Genomic DNA, 13846 nt, shown 5'->3' with positions numbered 1-13846 from the left:
GCTACCTCGCCGGCCTCCACCTCCGCGCCTCGATGATCTGGATCGACGACCTCCTGCGGACGACCGACTGATCACAACCTCACACAGGCCCTAGGGTCCTTCCGACGGCCGACGGCCTGCGCGGCGATCTTCAACAAACGATGGCTTCTTGAATCCTTGATCCCTCAAGGATCAAACCATATATTTGAGTAGTCAAGGAGGTAGCAATGACTGATCAACTAGATGCTGTGCTGCGTCTCGCCCGTGTGCAGATGGCCCTGGTGAAGCGCTTCGACTCCGCTCTGGGGGGACTGCACGGGGTGAGTCTGTCCGACTTCACGGCGCTGCTGCGGCTGGGGCAGGCGCCGGGCGGGCGGATGCGCAGGGTGGACTTGGCTGAGGCGCTGGGTCTGACGGCTTCGGGCGTGACCCGGGGCCTGGCACCGCTGGAGCGGATCGGTCTGGTCACGCGGGAGACGGACGCCCGGGATGCCAGGGTTGCCTATGCGGCGCTGACCGATACGGGACGTGAGCGCCTGGCGGACATGCTTGCCACGGCTGAGCAGATCGCCGCGGAGATCTTTTCCGTTCCTCTGTGGAGCACTGAAGACATCGGTCAGCTGTCTGTCCTGCTCGCCAGGCTGGGTGGTGGCGGACTGCCCGGCTAGGACACCCCTCCCGTGTCATCCTCCTACGTTTCCCCTGCCTCGGATGCCACCCATCCGTATCTTGGAGCACCCGCATGAAAACTGTCCTCGCCCCCACGCAGACGGGCCCCGGCTGCCGACCTGGCCATCCATACGGAGAGCCTGCGCAAGGTCTATCCGAGAGCGCAGGGCGATCTTGTCGCCCTCGACGGCCTGGACCTTTCGGTCGGGCAGGGTGAATTCTTCGGTCTGCTCGGTACCAACGGTGCGGGTAAGTCCACCACGATCGGCATGCTCACCACCCTGGTCACGCCCACCGCCGGAAGCGCGTGGGTCGCCGGCCGCGAGATCAGCGCAGATCCGGTCGCGGTGAAGTCCCGCATCGGTGTGGTCTCCCAGAGCAACACGCTGGACCGCGCGCTCACGATTGTGGACAACCTCGCCTTCCGGGGCCGCTACTTCGGCATGCCCGCGTCCGCCGCGCGCCGTCGCGCGCACGATTTGCTGGAGCAGCTGGGCCTTGCCGACAAGGCCGGCGCCAAAGGCCACGAGCTCTCCGGAGGCCAAGCCCGTCGCGTCATGATCGGCCGGGCCCTGATGCACCTGCCCGAGGTGCTCTTCCTGGACGAACCGACGGCAGGCGTCGACCCCCAGGCACGCGAGGACCTCTGGCAGATCATCGGGAGCCTGCACAGGGCCGGACAGACAGTGGTGCTGACCACTCATTACCTCGACGAGGCCGAAGCGCTCTGCCAGCGCCTGGCCGTCATCGACCACGGCCACCTCCTTGCCTGTGACACCCCCGAGGCGATCAAGGCGAGCAGCGGGGCACAGACCGTCATCACGGTCCGCTACGACGCGGATGCCGGCCCGGTCGGCGCGCACCGCTTCATTCCCGGCGGTCCGCACGACGTGAGTGTCGACGGTCCGACTGTTCGGGTTCGCACCAGGCGTCCCGATGGCGTCCTGGGCTGCCTCCTGCACGAAGGCAGCGCTGCGGGCCTGACCGTCCGCGACGCCGTCACCACACCCCCAAGCCTGCAGACCGCCTTCCTCACCCTGACCGGACGTGATTACCAACCATGACGACCTCGGCCCTCACACCCCGCACCCTGTCGTCCCGCCGGGCGGCCTGGCACGCCTACCGCGCGCTGACCATCCGTGACCTGCACGTCCTCGGGCGTAACCTGCCCGCCCTGCTGGTTCAGATAGGCCTCCAGCCCCTGCTCTTCACCTTCGCCTTCGCCTATGTCATGCCCAGCATCGGCAGCGGTCTCGGCGGAGCGACCCCGTTCTCCACCATCCTCCTGCCCGGCCTGATCGCCAGCACGATGACCCTGCAGAGCATCATGTCCGTGACCGGGCCGCTGGCCGCGGAACTCGGGCCCGGCCGCGAGATCACCGACCGCGCCCTGGCACCCCTGCCCATCTGGGCCCTCGGCCTGCAGAAGATCACCTCATCGGCCGTCTTCGGCCTGGTCACCTCCCTCGTCGTCCCCATCGTGTGGCTGGTCCACGCCCCCGGCCAGGCGCCCCAAGCGCACGTCGACAACTGGCCTCTGCTCCTTGTCACCCTGATGCTCAGCGCACTGCTCGCCGCGACGCTGGGGCTTCTCCTCGGCACCGTGATCGACACCTCCGCCTTCGGGTCACTGCTCGGCCTGCTCCTGGCAGCCGCCACCATGCTGGGCTGCGTCTACTACCCGTGGACCGCCCTCCACACGATCGGCTGGGTCCAGATCCTCATCCTCGCCAACCCCCTCGTCTACATGAGCGAAGGCCTGCGGGCAGCCCTCACCCCCTCCACCGGGCACATGCCCGCCTGGGTCTACCTCACCGCCCTCACCCTCGGGACCGCAGCCCTCGGCCACCTCGCACTGCGCCGCTTCACCCGACGGGTCCAGACCTGAAAACCTCGGCAAGGAACTCCCCGGCTTTCCACTCCGGAGTACGCACCACCGCCCGGCGGGCAGACGGGTTCAACCGAGGCCCTTCGCCCTGCATGTCCCGTTCCGGTGCCGGGGCCATCACCCTCGCGCACATCCCTTCATCCACACGCTTGGAGTACCCGCATGGAAACCACCCCCACCGCCCAACTGCCGCTTCCCGCGCGACGTTCGCCGCCGGACCTGCTGGTTCTCGGTGCCGGCGGTCCAGTGGGCCTGGCCTGGCACCTGGGCTGGCTGGCAGAGGCAACTGACCTTCTGGGATCCGACGTGCCGGTGATCGGTACCTCGTCCGGCGCCATGGCGGGAGCCCTGCTCCTTCTTGAACCCGCCCGCAGGCAGGCAATCGCGAGCGCGCTGCGGGCCGCCGCCCAGCAGGCCTCTGCTCCGTCCGCAGCCGACGGCGCTGCCGCTCGGACCACAACCTGTCCGGATCTTGAGCTGCGGCAGGCCGCGGCAGCCTCCTACGAGGGTGGCCCCAAGGCCATCAGCGCTCTGGGGAGGCTGATGGCCGCGCGCCTCGACGACGGCTCCCACCTTGAGCAGGTCCGCCAGATGGTGGGCGAGGAATGGCCCACGGGGGATCTGACCGTGGTGACCCGCGAGGTGTCCACCGGGGAGAGGAAACTCTTCCGCGGCGAGGTCCCGCTGTTCCTCGCAGTGGCCGGCTCTTCGGCAGCCGCGGGACGCACCGGCCCTGTCACCGTCGGCGGACAGCAGTACATCGACGGCGGCTACGGATCGCTCCTCAACTGCGACCTCGCCCGTGGCGCCGGCACCGTGTGGGTACTGGCGCCGGCTGGGCTGGTGGCCTTCACCCCGGAGACCGTGCCCGCGATCATGCACGAGGAAGTCGCCACGCTCCGAGCCGCCGGAACCCACGTCGAAGTGTTCACTCCGCACGGTGCCTTCACCGACCTTGGCGCGTTCACCGAGGCCGGCCGGGCCATGGACGACGGCGGGCAGGTGGCCCGGACCTGGCTCGGCAAGCCGTAGGACCCCCACCCGGGCTGCAGGTCACTTCGCTACAGTCTCGTCGTCGCCGAGCACGCTGAAGTCGACGTCCGGACGGGCGTCATAGGCGTCGGGGGTGATGCCGAGTTCGTGGGGAGTACTCGCCGAACCGCTTGATGTGTTCGGTCAGGTACGGGGAGATCTGGGCCCGGTCGAGCGGGTCGACGGCTTGGCCCTCGGCCTGCAGCTGGCGCACGACGTCGGCGATGTCCAGGGTGTTGTGGAAGATCACCAGGTTGGCCAGCAGGGAGGTGAACTTCACGTCCTTCTCCTGCTCGACCGGGTCGTTGGCCGCGACCGTGCCGTTCTGGCCGAAGCGCACCCAGTCCGAGAAGCCGTTGAACGCCTCAACCTTGTTGGTCGCCGACGTCACCCGCGCCCGCAGCGGCGCGTCCGAGAGGTAGCGCAGCAGCTGGACGGTGCGGACCACCTTGCCGACCTCGCGGAAGGCGGTGCAGGTAGCGTTGCGGCGCGAGCCGGAGCGAAGCCTCTTGAGCAGCGTCACGGAGGAGATGGCGCCTTCGCGGATCGAGACGATCACCCGCATCAGGTCTCGGTAGTGGGTCTCGATCAGGGACCAGTCGATGACGTTGCGCCAGGCCTCGCCGAACAGGGCGTCGATGTGCTCGTACTGCGCGGTGCGGGAGGGCGGAGCTGGATGACCAGGGCGCGGCCGTCGAACGGCGTGTCATCGTCCGGCGCGCGCAGGCCGATCTCCACCAGGTACTCCGGCAGCTTCGCCTCCACCGCGTCCCAGGGCAGCAGCTGCTCGGACCAGTCGGCCTATTCCTCGGAGCCGATCACCGCGACGTCGCCGGTCGGAGCTCGTCGGCGAGGTAGTAGAACACCATCGCCTCGAAGTGGCGGCGCACGAAGTGCCCGGGCCGGCGCCGGTCGCGGATGACCTTCTGCCAGTTCTGCGTGGCAAAGGAGACGTCCACCTTGCCGCCCGCCTCGTCCCGGTCGGGATGAAGTCGCGGACCTTGGCGCGGGCGCGGTGGGCCTTGGCATGGGCCAGGGCGTCCAGCACAGAGGAGTCCGCGCTGGTGGCCTTCAGCTCGATGACGTCGGTCAGGTCGAACATCACCGGCCGGTCTGCCTTCAGGTGGCCGTGCAGCAGCACTTCCCAGTTGTCGCCGTGGTGCGCGGAGACCCGCTCGATCTGCGCCTACTGCGGTGAGTGTGGGGGCGCTGGCCGGGGAGCTATCCCCGCGAGCGCGGGGCCGACTCCACCACCATGTACATCAGCGTCCCGGCTCCCGGCCAGACGACCAGCCTCCCGGAGCTATCCCCGCGAGCGCGGGGCCGACGGTCCACGGTGAAACGATCCGCGGTGATCTCCGGAGCTATCCCCGCGAGCGCGGGGCCGACTCCACCATGAGCTGGGAGGACGTGATGATCCCGGAGCTATCCCCGCGAGCGCGGGGCCGACTCCACCATGAGCTGGGAGGACGTGATGATCCCGGAGCTATCCCCGCGAGCGCGGGGCCGACGGCCAGCATCTCCTCGGCGTCGTGGCCGTGCTGGAGCTATCCCCGCGAGCGCGGGGCCGACACTTCCTGACCTGCTGCGATTCGGCTCAGAGTGCGCCAATTCATTCAGTTCGAATCCGGAACCCCGCGCGTACCAGGCCGACGCTCCAGCTGTCTTTCCCAGCTGCGCCCCGGCACGCTGGCTCTGAACCTTTGACAGCATCGTACGGGCTGTCGTCAGGCATGGGTGTAGGGGACGGGTTCGCCGGTGAGGACATCGGTCAGAGCCCGGGGTCGAAGAGGCTGACGCAGGATGACCTTCAGCTCGGCGATGCCGCCGTCCTCGCACCCGACGTCCGGACCCGAAGCGTCACGGCGCCTGAGCAGCAATGCGACTTGCTGGTCTGTCTCCTGTGCCACCAGGTCGGGCTTGTAGTCGCAACCGCTCCAGGAGACCTCCATCGTGATCGTACGGTCGTCCGCCGCCACGGCCGTGTTCTTCGCGGACGGGTCGGCGAGCGCGATACGGCGCAAGACCGAAGCATCCCGCCGCTTGTACGGCAACGGGTAATCGGATTCGCCCTCCCCCGCGGAGCACCCCGACACCACGACCGCGATCAACCCCACCGCGACCGCCCAACGCCTGCCGCACACCACCAAGTCCACGACCCCACCGTCCCCTTGTCGCAGACCAGGGTAGGCCTGCCCGACAGTGGCAGCGCATACGGTGTCAGCACATCGCACGCCCACGGCGACACCATCGCCCACCCTGGCCGGGCCGCGGCGGCCAGACACTCCTCGGGAGCACGTGGCTGAACGCGGCACCGAGGCCGATCCGCGCTCGGGCGAGCAGGCGCAGGGTGTTGAGGTCCGCGTGGCAGTTTCTCGGTACGGGCCTCCAGCCGGGCGACCAGCGGCCACAGCTGGGCGACGGCGGTGATGGCGCGGGTGCGCTGGCCAGCCTGACGGCCTACCTCGACGGGCTGCACCTCGCCGAAGCCGCCCAGCCCGTCCACCTCAATCAGCAGCGTGCGGTCCTCGGAAACGGACAAGAGCGGCGATGGGCCCCACACCGGCTGTGTCAGCGAACTGGCTGTCGGCGGTACGCCAACCTGCGGGGACCTCGACAGCAGCCAGGACTTCTGTGCGGGGTCCACCATCGCGATGCTGTATGCCGCGGACGATCCGATCACCCGGTATCACGAGTTCGACGACACCGAGTACACCAAGGCCCTCAGGAACCGTCCGATTCTCGGTCGGCTCAGGTGGCCCGACCGCTAGGCTCGGCCCTACGCCGAGTGAGAGGGCCAAGTCATGCTCGACCCCGACGATGATGAGGCTCCGTCAATCCGCGAGTATTGCTCCGATGCCTCAGTTCCTTGAGGGGTGAACGGTCTGGGGAGTGGGGTGAGCGGGATGGCCCTTTGCTGCTGACCGGATCGGCGAGACCATGGGCCGATGGAGGATTCACTGGAAGCGGCTTGGGACTTCGAGCTGGACTGTTCGGCGGGGATTGACGAGGCCCATGGCCGTGATGCGCATGTGGGCTTGGTGGCTCTGGTCTCGGCGGCTCGGGGTGGTGGGCTCGCGCGCTTCTATCCGTTCACCAGCATGGGCCGACTGTGCTTCAGCACGGGGCCGCGATGGTGGGCGGGGGACGGGGAACCGGTGCCCGCGTTCGTGACGGCGGCGCCCGAAGGCGGCTATGCCGTCTGGCACGGTAGTCCCTACATCCATCCGGCCGTGGTTGCGCTGGAGACGTGTTCCGCCGCCGAGGCCGTCGCCGAGCTCGAACGCGTGCTGGGACTGGATCACTTCATCTGACGACGACTGCAGCGTCAGGGGGAGCCCGCGCTGCGGCCTCCCCTGAGAATTGACGGGTCAGACCCCGGCGAAGGGGACGACGTCGTTGGTCGGTTGCGGGATGGTCGGGCGGGCGGCTTCCGGAGTGGCCAGCAGGGCAACGATCGTGACGGGCTGGTCGCAGCGCGGGCAGTTGCGGACCACGGAGGGCGCGAGGGCGTCGCCGGTGCGGGGACGGGGTGCAGGCGGCAGTGCGGGCATGGCCGGGCCGGCGGCGAGCGCGGGCCGGTTGGGCAGGGGCTTTCGAGGGAGATCACAGAGCTATCCCCGCGAGCGCGGGGCCGACCGGTCGCCTCGTGAGGCGAGAGCGCGGGCGAGAGAGCTATCCCCGCGAGCGCGGGGCCGACGACCTTGCCGGGTGGACCCGGGCCCCCGGCCTGGAGCTATCCCCGCGAGCGCACGTGCCAGCAGGCCGGGCTCAGCCTGGCCGAGATCAGCGAGTTCCAGCAGGAGCAGCCGCGCCGGGAGGCCATGATCCGCGCCAAGATCACCGAGATCCGGCAGCGCATGGTCGATCTCGACCACGCCGAACAGCTCCTGCTCCACGCCCTCAGGTGCGGCGAGGAGGACATCGTCGACTGTCCGAAGTTCCGGCACCAGATGGCGGCGTGGCGGACTCCCGATCCGACCGGTTGATCGTCTCCGGCCGACACCGGTGCGCGACCGGCTGCGTAAGGGGGACCAGAATGGGCTGGGCGCCGTGAGGACGGTGCCAGGAAGGAAGACCAGCGCATGGAGAGCCAGGCCCGCAGCCGCACCGCACTCGTCGAGGAACTCATGGAGCGCTATCCCGACGTGCCCCGCGAGGCGGTGATCAAGGAGGACCTGCTGCGCGGCGGCATGGCCTTCGACGAGTCCGCGCTCAGCGGCAGCGCCGGTGCCGACGGGGGCGGCGAGGTCAAGCCGAAGTCGTACTTCATCTTCTCCTTCGACCACCGCACCCTGCCCGAACTGGGCGCCGCGGCGCTCAACCGGCCGCCGGAGGAGATCGTGCTGACCGGCGGGCCGTACGGGCTGCGCCGCACGGTGGTGTCGGTGCGGGTGAACCCGGACTCGCCGTACCGGGTCGGCGCCGGCGAGGACGGCACGCTCGGCCTCCACCTGGACGGCACCCGGATCGCCGACGTGGGGCTGCCGCCGATGCCGGACTACTACCGGCACACGCTGGCCAACGGGAAGTCGGTGATGGAGGTCGCCCCGACCATCCAGTGGGGCTACCTGATCTACCTCACGGTGTTCCGGGTCTGCCAGTACTTCGGTGCCAAGGAGGAGTGCCAGTACTGCGACATCAACCACAACTGGCGCCAGCACAAGGCCGCCGGCCGCCCGTACACCGGGGTCAAGCCGGTCGAGGAGGTGCTGGAGGCGCTCGCGCTGATCGACGAGCACGACACCGCCCGTGCCTCCCAGGCGTACACCCTCACCGGCGGGGCGATCACCTCGCACGTCGGCGGCCGGGACGAGGCCGACTTCTACGGGCAGTACGCCAGGGCCATCGAGGAGCGCTTCCCCGGGCGCTGGATCGGCAAGGTGGTGGCCCAGGCGCTGCCGCGCGAGGACGTCCAGCGCTTCCACGACTACGGGGTGCGGATCTACCACCCCAACTTCGAGGTGTGGGACAAGCGGCTGTTCGAGCTGTACTGCCCGGGCAAGGAGCGCTACGTCGGCCGGGACGAGTGGCACCGCCGGATCCTCGACTCCACCGAGGTGTTCGGCCCGGAGAACGTGATCCCCAACTTCGTCGCGGGCGTGGAGATGGCCGAGCCCTTCGGCTTCACCACGGTGGACGAGGCGATCGCCTCCACCGAGGAGGGCCTGCGCTTCTTCATGTCCCACGGCGTGGTGCCGCGCTTCACCACCTGGTGCCCCGAGCCGACCACCCCGCTCGGCAAGGCCAACCCGCAGGGCGCGCCGCTGGAGTACCACATCCGGCTGCTGCGCACCTACCGGGCGACCCTGGAGGAGTTCGGCCTCTCCTCCCCGCCCGGGTACGGGCCGGCCGGCCCGGGGCGGGCGGTCTTCTCGGTGAGCTCCTTCATGGACTCGCTGACCGGCTGAGGCCCTGCCGCCCCGGGGCGCGGGCGGCCCGGGCGGCGCGCGGGCGGCCCGGCCCCGTGGCGCCAGGGCCCGCCCAGGCCCGCCCGCGCGCCGCCCGGCTCCGTCAGCTCCCGTTCAGCGGGCGGACGGTGAGGATCTGCTCGGCCCGGCCCACCGGTCCGTGGACGTCGTGCAGCACGGTGCTGGTGACGCCGTGCCCGGCCGGGCCGAAGCTGACGCTGGTGTCCAGGCCGGTCCAGCGGCCCTCGGGGCGGCGGTGGAAGTGGATCGTCAGGTCGGTGTTGGGGAACATCCACTCGGTGGGGTCCTGCCGTACGGCGATGCCGTTGGCGGTGTCCACCAGCATGACGAAGGAGGCGTGCGGGCCGCTGGGCTCCCCCGCGACCAGCTCGACCGGGGTGGAGATCCAGGCGGCGGCGCGGCCGGGGGCGGTTCCCCGGTGGCGGACGTCGATCGAGGAGATGTAGCCGCCGCCCCAGACCCCGTCCATCGCCCAGGGCTCGAACTCCTCCGGCGCGGGCAGCGGTTCGTCGTGGGTGCCGGCGACAGCGGTGGTGTCCAGCTGGGCGAGGAACCAGGCGCGGGCCCGGACCACGGCGCGCCCGGCGACCACCACGGTCGCCTCGACCAGCTCGATGGTGCGCCCGGGGCGGACGGTCTCCACAGTGATCTCGAACTCGTCGAGGGCGATCAGGCCGAGTATGTCGTAGCTGATCCGGGCCAGCGCCAGCCCGTCGGCGGGACGGTCGGCCCGCTGGTGGGCGGCGCGGTGGCGGTCGATGGCGTGCACGATCAGGCCGCCGAGCGGGCTGAAGTGCTGCTCGTCGGGGTGCCAGGCACCCTGCGCCTGCACGGTGGGCTTGTAGCCGTTCTCGCCGGTGCGCTGGTAGTAGCTGTCGGGCGCGGCGATGGGGGTGGTCACGTGCGCTTCTCCTCGGGCCGGATCGCTGGCTGCCGGGCGGGGCGCCGCCGTGGTACGACGGCGCCCGACCTCGGCGTTCAGGATCGTAAGGGGCCGAACCGCCTGGAGGGCGTCACGGGTGACGCATCCCACACCCCCGGAGGATCCGGGCCGTCAGCGCGCGGCCAGCGGGTAGTGGTCGGACAGGTCGGTGTAGGTGTAGCTCTTGCCCCAACTGCTCACCGTCCAGGGCGCGCTGTGCACCCGGACCACCTGGTTGGTGTACTGCTGCGGGCGGGCGTGGTCGGCCCGGTAGAGGACGTAGTCGAGGTCCTCCCTGGGCTCGCCCGGGTAGCGGTAGGCGGCGACGGAGTTGTCGACGGTGTCGAAGGAGTACGGCCAGCCGGTGCGCTCGGAGGCCGGGGCGAGGTTGCCGTTGGTCAGCAGCGCCTGGTACTCGGAGCCGTGCGAGTCGATGTTGAGGTCGCCCGCGACCAGGACCGGCTCGTCGGCCGGGATCCGCTTGGCGTCCAGGAAGGAGCGCATCGCGGTCAGCTGCTTGGCCCGGATGTCCGCCGCCTGACCGCTCGCGCAGCCCGAGTCGGTGGACTGGAGGTGGGTGCCGACCACGTGGGTGCGGCGGCCGTCGACGTCCAGCACCGCGTAGGCGAAGCCCTTGTTGGAGAACCAGTCCGAGCCGCAGGCGTCCTTGAAGACGTACTGCTCCTTGCGCAGGATCGGCCACTTGCTGAGCAGGGTGACGCCGCCGTCCTCGGCGGTGGTGGAGCTGTAGCCACCGGAGGTGGCGTCCCAGCCGCCGGTCGAGCGGCCGACCACCGGCGTGTGGTACGGGTATGCGGCCGAGGCCTTGGTGACCAGCGCGTCGGAGGCCGCGTTGTCGAAGGCCTCCTCCAGCACGACCACGTCGTGGCCCTGGAAGAAGTCCGCCGAGGCGATGGCCTGCGCGCGGTACTGCTGGCCCCAGTTGGGGTAGAGCGAGGTGCTCATCAGGAACGTGTTGTAGGTCAGGACGTCGAGCGGGGGCGCGGTCGCCGGGGCGCTCTCGGCCGAGGCCGGGGCGGCGCCGAGCACCGCGAGGACGGTGGCGGCGGCGCCGGCGGCGAGGGCGCGGCGGACAGACGACAGGGGCATCGGGCCTCCATGGGGGGCGTTGTCGTGGACCCGTCGGATCGAGGGATGTTGTGTATCCAACTTGGCTCCCGGCACCGCCCGCAAGACATCGGGCGAGCATTCGGTGAACTCGCCGGTAACACCGTCGCACCGACCTGACGGCCGGTCACCGCCCGACCCGCCGCGTACCGCCGGTCGGCGCCTGCGGTCACACTGTCCCCAGCGCGACGGAAGACATCACGGAAGACGTGACGGAAGCGACGTGACGGAACAACGGACGGGGGGAACCGTGGCCGGCAGGAAGAGGAAGCAGAAGAGGCCGCTCGCCGAGGGGGTGGTCCCGCCGCCGAAGCGGGTCCGCAGACGCCCGGAGCCGCAGCTGTCGCCGCGGGCGGTGCGCGTCACGGCGTGGCTGACCGGGCTGCTCACCCCGGCGCTGATGGTCGGGGCGGCGGTGCTCGGCTCCAACCCGGACTACCAGCTCCCCTGCGGCGTCCTGGCGTTCCTGGTGCTCTCGGTGGGCGTCATCGGGATCGGCCTCGTCCGGGGCCGCGGCTGGATCATCTGGCCGGCCGTCCTGTTCGGCGTGCTGCTGCTGGCGCTGCCGACGACGAGCATCCGCGCGCAGATCATGGCGCGGCGCGGGGTGGAGACCGCGGTGGTGGTCACCGAGGCGCACCGCGCGACGGACCGGAGCGGGAAGGTGAGCTGGACCTGCGACATCCGGCGCGCCGACGGGCGGCCGCTGCCGCACGGCCGGGTCGGCGGCTTCGGCTGCTCGGGCGCGTACGACGTCGGCGACACCGAGAACGTGCTGGTCGACCCGGCGGGCTGGGCGCCGCCGGTGCCGCTGGACGAGGACCTCGAGTTCCGCCGCGGCGGGGTGTACGTCACCGCGGTGCTGGCCGTCCTGTGGGGCCTGCTCACCCTCGTCGCGGCGCGCCGCACCCTGCGGGAGTCGGGCGCCGCGGCCGGTCAGCGGGGCGGCGGGTAGCGCACCAGGACGTCGGCGCGGGTGCCGTCCGGGGCGCCGTTGGTGTCGCCGGGCACCAGGTTCGAGACCAGCGAGGTGAACAGCGAGGTGAACAGGGCGTAGCGGCCGTCGGCGCTCGGCCCGAGCGGCTCGGACCAGTCGTCGGCGGGGGCGCCGTCGGGGCTCACGTTCACCCGCACGGTGTCACCGCCGGACGCCTCGAACGCGGGCCCGGACGCGGGCGTGAGCGCGGTGGCGGACGCGGGCACGGGCCGGGCGTGCGCCGCCGGTGCTCCGGTGCCCGCCGGCAGCGCGGCCGCCAGCGCGCGGGCACCCGTACCGACGCCGTCCTCACGGGCTCCCCTCCCCTTGGATTCCCCGTCGCTCCGGCCGAGCCAACCGTCCGGTCGTGGCCGCGGTCACCCCGGGATGGGCACGATTCCGCCGACGCCCGCACACGGGAAGCGCGCACCGCCCACACGGGTCGACCAGGATCGGCCCGAGGACGCGCGGCCGGGAATACCTCGAACCGGCGACGGCCCCGCTAAACACGGACCGACCCGGGCACCCCACCCGTAGTTGCTTCGCAGTGGGGCAGCGCCTACGCCGTCGAGCGAAAGGCAGAAGCGATGAGCATGATCCAGACCGGCAGGTTGCAGCTGAACTCCACCCGCGCCTCGGAGTTGACCGGCGGAGCCACCTCGACCTTCACCCAGGTCACCTTCCCCTCGCCCTTCCCCGACAACGCGGCGGTGGTCGTCGTGCCGTTCGTCCAGACGTTCAACGGCCCCGACACCCCGGGGCTGCGGATCACCGACGTCACCACCACCGGTTTCAAGATCCGCATGAACGAACTCGTGGGCGGCGGCAGGGCGCTGTCCGACGGGCCGCACACCACCGAGACCGTCGGCTGGATCGCCGCCACCGTGTAGTCCGTGGCGTCCCCGGGATCCCGTACGGCCCCGGACCGGTCCGGGGCCGTACGGGCGCGCGCCCGGCCGGCTCCGAACAGGTGGGCGGGCAGCCGGGCTCACTCCGTCACGGGTGCACGGGCGGGTGCGCGGTCGGCTGCACCGGCAGGCACTCGGCGAGCAGGCCGACGATGTCGCGCCAGGCCCGCTCGGCCTGCCGCGGGTGGTGGCCGACGCCGGGCAGCACGGCGTGGTCGACCGTCGGGTGGTGGAAGGCGTGCTGGGCCCCGCCGTAGACGACGAGGCGCCAGTCGACGCCCGCCGCCCGCATCTCGGCGGCGAAGGCGTCCCGCTGCTCGGCCGCCATGATCGGGTCCTCCGAGCCGACCCCGGCCCAGACGGGGCACCGGATCCGCGCCGCCTCGCCCGGTCGGCCCGTGGTCAGGCCGTTGACCGTCCCGATCGCCCGCAGGTCGACGCCGTCGCGCCCGAGTTCGACCGCGATCGCACCCCCGGTGCCGTAGCCGATGGCGGCGACCCGCTCGGGGTCGGTCCGCGGCTCGGCGAGCAGCACGTCGAGCGCCGCCCGGCCGATGCCCCGCATCCGGTCGGGGTCGGCGAGCAGCGGCATCACCCGCGCCAGCATCTCCTGCGGGTCGGTGAACCAGTGGCCGCCGCCGTGGAGGTCGAAGGCCAGTGCCACATAGCCCAGTTCGGCGAGCGCGTCGGCGCGGCGGCGCAGGACGTCGCTCAGGCCAGGCCCCTCGGGCCCGATCAGGACCGCGGGCCCGCGGCCTGCCCCGGCGGGGAGCGCCAGGTGCCCGATCATCGTCAGTCCGTCGGCCGGGTACTCGACCGTGCGCGTGGTAACCGTCGTCATGGGACCGGACTGTAGTGACCGCCGGGCCCCGTCCGGGCCGGACTTAGCCCTCGGCAGAGCGGGCGGTCGGG

General features: G+C 71.1%; 17 protein-coding genes, 1 pseudogene and 1 CRISPR repeat array. Of the genes and pseudogenes, 10 read left to right on the top strand and 8 right to left on the bottom strand.

The annotated features are described in order from the left end of the window. Positions 1-206: 206 nt before the first annotated feature. From ACZ7RU_RS32425 to ACZ7RU_RS32410, 4 genes are all read left to right on the top strand, one after another. Positions 207-647: a MarR family winged helix-turn-helix transcriptional regulator gene (locus ACZ7RU_RS32425; RefSeq protein WP_470344548.1), complete on the top strand. Its 441-nt coding sequence runs from the start codon at positions 207-209 to the stop codon at positions 645-647. Positions 648-728: 81 nt separating this feature from the next. After that, entirely contained in the window at positions 729-1712 is a 984-nt protein-coding gene (locus ACZ7RU_RS32420) for an ABC transporter ATP-binding protein (RefSeq protein ID WP_470344552.1), read from the top strand. Next, entirely contained in the window at positions 1709-2536 is an 828-nt protein-coding gene (locus tag ACZ7RU_RS32415) for an ABC transporter permease (protein WP_470344547.1), read from the top strand. The genes ACZ7RU_RS32420 and ACZ7RU_RS32415 overlap by 4 nt, the downstream gene beginning before the upstream one ends. Before the next feature lie 162 nt (positions 2537-2698). Beyond that, positions 2699-3568: a patatin-like phospholipase family protein gene (locus ACZ7RU_RS32410; RefSeq protein ID WP_470344546.1), complete on the top strand. Its 870-nt coding sequence runs from the start codon at positions 2699-2701 to the stop codon at positions 3566-3568. Between the two features lie 79 nt (positions 3569-3647). Here ACZ7RU_RS32410 and ACZ7RU_RS32405 read toward each other — a convergent pair. The 3 genes and pseudogenes from ACZ7RU_RS32405 to ACZ7RU_RS32395 all read right to left on the bottom strand — a co-directional run. Next, positions 3648-4223 (bottom strand): annotated as a pseudogene (locus ACZ7RU_RS32405) (Tn3 family transposase); the annotation flags it as partial. A gap of 163 nt (positions 4224-4386) precedes the next feature. Beyond that, positions 4387-4527 (bottom strand): hypothetical protein, encoded by a 141-nt coding sequence (locus ACZ7RU_RS32400; RefSeq protein WP_470344545.1) that lies wholly within the window; start codon positions 4525-4527, stop codon positions 4387-4389. Positions 4528-4785: 258 nt separating this feature from the next. After that, positions 4786-5140: a CRISPR direct-repeat array (repeat unit 29 nt; unit sequence GGAGCTATCCCCGCGAGCGCGGGGCCGAC). 155 nt (positions 5141-5295) lie between these two features. Continuing rightward, complete coding sequence (locus tag ACZ7RU_RS32395) at positions 5296-5724, bottom strand: hypothetical protein (protein WP_470344544.1); 429 nt, start codon at positions 5722-5724, stop codon at positions 5296-5298. Between the two features lie 363 nt (positions 5725-6087). On the opposite strand from ACZ7RU_RS32395, the gene ACZ7RU_RS32390 reads away from it, so the two are divergent. Continuing rightward, a complete protein-coding gene (locus ACZ7RU_RS32390; RefSeq protein WP_470344543.1) occupies positions 6088-6339 on the top strand; it encodes a hypothetical protein in 252 nt (83 codons plus the stop codon). Positions 6340-6516: 177 nt separating this feature from the next. Next, entirely contained in the window at positions 6517-6882 is a 366-nt protein-coding gene (locus ACZ7RU_RS32385) for a hypothetical protein (protein ID WP_470344542.1), read from the top strand. 57 nt (positions 6883-6939) lie between these two features. Here ACZ7RU_RS32385 and ACZ7RU_RS32380 read toward each other — a convergent pair whose 3' ends face one another. Beyond that, complete coding sequence (locus ACZ7RU_RS32380) at positions 6940-7122, bottom strand: hypothetical protein (protein ID WP_470344541.1); 183 nt, start codon at positions 7120-7122, stop codon at positions 6940-6942. Positions 7123-7272: 150 nt separating this feature from the next. On the opposite strand from ACZ7RU_RS32380, the gene ACZ7RU_RS32375 reads away from it, so the two are divergent. Continuing rightward, positions 7273-7557 carry a MerR family DNA-binding protein gene (locus ACZ7RU_RS32375; protein WP_470344540.1) on the top strand — a complete coding sequence of 95 codons (285 nt, stop codon included), beginning with the start codon at positions 7273-7275 and terminating at the stop codon, positions 7555-7557. Positions 7558-7653: 96 nt separating this feature from the next. Further along, positions 7654-8979: a radical SAM protein gene (locus tag ACZ7RU_RS32370; RefSeq protein WP_470344539.1), complete on the top strand. Its 1326-nt coding sequence runs from the start codon at positions 7654-7656 to the stop codon at positions 8977-8979. 103 nt (positions 8980-9082) lie between these two features. Here the strand turns inward: ACZ7RU_RS32370 and ACZ7RU_RS32365 are convergent, their stop codons facing one another. Continuing rightward, positions 9083-9901, bottom strand: coding sequence for a thioesterase family protein (locus ACZ7RU_RS32365; protein ID WP_470344538.1), 819 nt, complete (start codon positions 9899-9901; stop codon positions 9083-9085). A 153-nt stretch (positions 9902-10054) separates the two neighbouring features. Then, the gene (gene sph, locus ACZ7RU_RS32360; RefSeq protein WP_470344537.1) at positions 10055-11032 is read right to left on the bottom strand and encodes a sphingomyelin phosphodiesterase; all 978 of its coding nucleotides are present in this window, start codon (positions 11030-11032) and stop codon (positions 10055-10057) included. 268 nt (positions 11033-11300) lie between these two features. Between sph and ACZ7RU_RS32355 the strand changes: the two genes are divergently transcribed. Continuing rightward, complete coding sequence (locus ACZ7RU_RS32355) at positions 11301-12005, top strand: hypothetical protein (RefSeq protein WP_470344536.1); 705 nt, start codon at positions 11301-11303, stop codon at positions 12003-12005. On the opposite strand, the gene ACZ7RU_RS32350 is transcribed toward ACZ7RU_RS32355, so the two are convergent. Further along, a complete protein-coding gene (locus ACZ7RU_RS32350; RefSeq protein WP_470344535.1) occupies positions 11987-12253 on the bottom strand; it encodes a hypothetical protein in 267 nt (88 codons plus the stop codon). The two genes, ACZ7RU_RS32355 and ACZ7RU_RS32350, sit on opposite strands and share 19 nt — an antisense overlap. A 360-nt stretch (positions 12254-12613) precedes the next feature. Here ACZ7RU_RS32350 and ACZ7RU_RS32345 point away from each other — a divergent pair, with 360 nt between their 5' ends. After that, the gene (locus tag ACZ7RU_RS32345; RefSeq protein WP_470344534.1) at positions 12614-12916 is read left to right on the top strand and encodes a hypothetical protein; all 303 of its coding nucleotides are present in this window, start codon (positions 12614-12616) and stop codon (positions 12914-12916) included. A gap of 106 nt (positions 12917-13022) precedes the next feature. Here the strand turns inward: ACZ7RU_RS32345 and ACZ7RU_RS32340 are convergent, their stop codons facing one another. Then, entirely contained in the window at positions 13023-13775 is a 753-nt protein-coding gene (locus ACZ7RU_RS32340; RefSeq protein ID WP_470344533.1) for a dienelactone hydrolase family protein, read from the bottom strand. Positions 13776-13846 lie beyond the last annotated feature (71 nt).

Source organism: Kitasatospora sp. NPDC114501, from assembly GCF_055633695.1.
The sequence above is the reverse complement of the archived record's forward strand: the minus strand, read 5'-3'. Positions and strand labels throughout refer to the sequence as shown.